2 protein-coding genes are annotated in these 2,534 nt (G+C 45.8%); both read left to right on the top strand.

Translation table 11 applies throughout. The features are described 5' to 3' along the window. Positions 1–120: 120 nt before the first annotated feature. Positions 121–1,719: an isocitrate lyase gene (locus AB4653_RS17130; protein WP_009845782.1), complete on the top strand. Its 1,599-nt coding sequence runs from the start codon at positions 121–123 to the stop codon at positions 1,717–1,719. A 212-nt stretch (positions 1,720–1,931) separates the two neighbouring features. Then, a complete protein-coding gene (locus AB4653_RS17125) occupies positions 1,932–2,510 on the top strand; it encodes a hypothetical protein (protein WP_009845783.1) in 579 nt (192 codons plus the stop codon). Positions 2,511–2,534 lie beyond the last annotated feature (24 nt).

Raw genomic sequence — 2,534 nt, 5'->3', positions numbered from 1 at the left:
AACTATAAATTAACAAAATTATCACATGCATGGTTATTCTTTGTCCATGGTTAGATTTAATCCAAATCGAATGACCTCGCCAAATTGGCCAACATGTCCACGTGAAACTAAGGAATAGTTATGTCGCAAATTACACAAGATATCGAAAAGATTGAAGTTGCAAAAAGCGCTGCTGGTGCTCCATGGGATGCAATCAACCCTGAATCTGCAGCTCGTATGCGAGCTCAAAACAAATTCAAAACAGGTCTGGATATTGCGCAATACACGGCAGATATTATGCGTGCAGACATGGCGGCTTACGACGAAGACAGCTCTCAATACACTCAATCACTGGGTTGCTGGCATGGTTTCATCGGCCAACAAAAGCTGATTTCTATTAAGAAGCACTTTGATGGCAAGACAGACCGTCGTTACCTATACCTTTCAGGTTGGATGGTAGCAGCACTTCGCTCTGACTTCGGTCCACTTCCAGACCAATCTATGCATGAAAAAACGTCGGTTGCTGGCCTAGTAGAAGAGCTATACACCTTCCTACGCCAAGCGGATGCTCGTGAACTAGGTGGCTTGTTCCGTCAGCTAGACGCAGCACGTGAAGCGGGTGATGTGAATCTACAAGACCAAATCCAAGACAAAATCGACAACCACGTAACACACGTAGTACCAATCATTGCGGATATCGATGCAGGTTTCGGTAACGCAGAAGCGACTTACCTAATGGCTAAGCAAATGATTGAAGCGGGTGCATGTTGTCTACAAATCGAAAACCAAGTAGCCGATGAGAAGCAATGTGGTCACCAAGACGGCAAAGTAACGGTTCCTCATGCTGACTTCCACGCAAAACTTCGCGCACTTCGTTACGCTTTCCTTGAACTAGGCATCGACAACGGCATCATTGTTGCTCGTACCGATTCACAAGGTGCTGGCCTAACAAAAGAAATCGCGGTAGTGAAAGAACCTGGCGACCAAGGTGATATCTACAACTCATACCTAGATGTTGAAGAGATTGATGTTGCAGATATGGCTGAAGGTGATGTTTGCTTCAATCGTGACGGCAAGCTAGTTCGTCCTAAGCGTCTGCCTTCAGGCTTATACCAATTCCGCGAAGGTACGGGTGAAGACCGCTGTGTATTCGACTGTATTGAAGCAATCAACGCGGGTGCTGACCTTCTTTGGATTGAGACTGAGAAACCACACATCGGTCAAATCAAAGAGATGATGGACGGCGTACGTGAAGTTCACCCTAATGCGAAACTGGTTTACAACAACTCTCCATCATTCAACTGGACATTAAACTTCCGCCAACAAGCATACGATGCAATGGCAGCAGAAGGTAAAGATGTATCAGCTTACGACCGTGCAAGCCTAATGAGTGCGGAATACGATGAAACTGAACTGTCTGCAAGCGCTGACGAGAAGATTCGTACATTCCAAGCGGACGCATCTCGCGAAGCGGGTATCTTCCACCACTTGATTACTCTGCCGACTTACCACACAGCAGCACTGTCTACCGACAACCTTGCAAAAGAATACTTCGGTGACCAAGGCATGTTGGGCTACGTTGCTAATGTTCAACGTAAAGAGATTCGCCAAGGTATCGCATGTGTTAAACACCAAAACATGTCTGGTTCAGACATGGGTGATGACCACAAAGAATACTTTGCTGGTGAAAATGCACTAAAAGCAGCGGGTGAAGCGAATACGTCTAATCAATTTGATTAATCGCTAACGCTAAAGCCTCCCCCGCCCTTCTCTCTTACTTAGGTAAGATCCGGGGGAAGGCTTTGAGATAAAGCTACTACTGCCAGCTTTATCTCAAAGCCTCAGATTTGTGTTCCACACCACGGTTAACCGAACAACTTCTGTTTAAGCTAACTGTATACATATTTGTTCAGATTCCTATTTGTTGAGATTCTTATTTTTTGAGAGTGCCTATGACTTCAATACCGACACACCTACAAGATGCAAAAACACTGTTATCAGAAAATGGTTTCGCAACGGGTGATACTTGGTATCACGGCACATCTTCAGCTTTACTCGCGTCTATTCAAGGTCAAGGGCTAAAGCGCTCTGGAGACAAAGCGCTCAATGAAGCCGCTTCAAAAACCATGGCAACGATTGGCAATAATTACACAGAATCCGTTGAGCCCGTCTTCTTAACACAGAGTAAAGAACTGGCCTACTACTGGGCTCAGCAAACCGTTCGTGAGCGAGGTGTTCGCTTCGAAGGTGAAGAACAGCCTATCGTGTTAGCGGTAAACCTATCGGAAAAGCAACGTGCCAAAGTAAGGCCGGACGTGGGCGCAATGAGCCTATTGATGATGAGTGTGGGTGAGCAATTCATGTCTCACCTCACTGAAATTTATCAAACCAACAACATTGCAGGCCCCGACATCGAGCTTCGCACTGCGGATCGTATGGACTATCTGAATAAACTTGGGATGGCCTACATTGATGAAGACATCAGCCGAGCTTGTGTTCAAGAGTTATCGGAACCCGCATTGGCAAACTAATAACGTTTAAAAACGCCTCTAAGT

The sequence above is a fragment of the Vibrio sp. 10N.222.48.A3 genome (genome assembly GCF_041475345.1).
GTDB classification, from domain to species: Bacteria; Pseudomonadota; Gammaproteobacteria; order Enterobacterales; family Vibrionaceae; genus Vibrio; species Vibrio tasmaniensis_A.
Note: the sequence above shows the minus strand (reverse complement) of the source record. Positions and strands in the feature narration are given on the sequence as shown.

What these genes read in the sequence shown, in the direction of transcription:
- AB4653_RS17125 (WP_009845783.1), top strand. Translation starts at nt 1,932, where the DNA reads ATGACTTCAATACCGACACACCTACAAGATGCAAAAACACTGTTATCA.
- AB4653_RS17130 (WP_009845782.1), top strand. Translation starts at nt 121, where the DNA reads ATGTCGCAAATTACACAAGATATCGAAAAGATTGAAGTTGCAAAAAGC.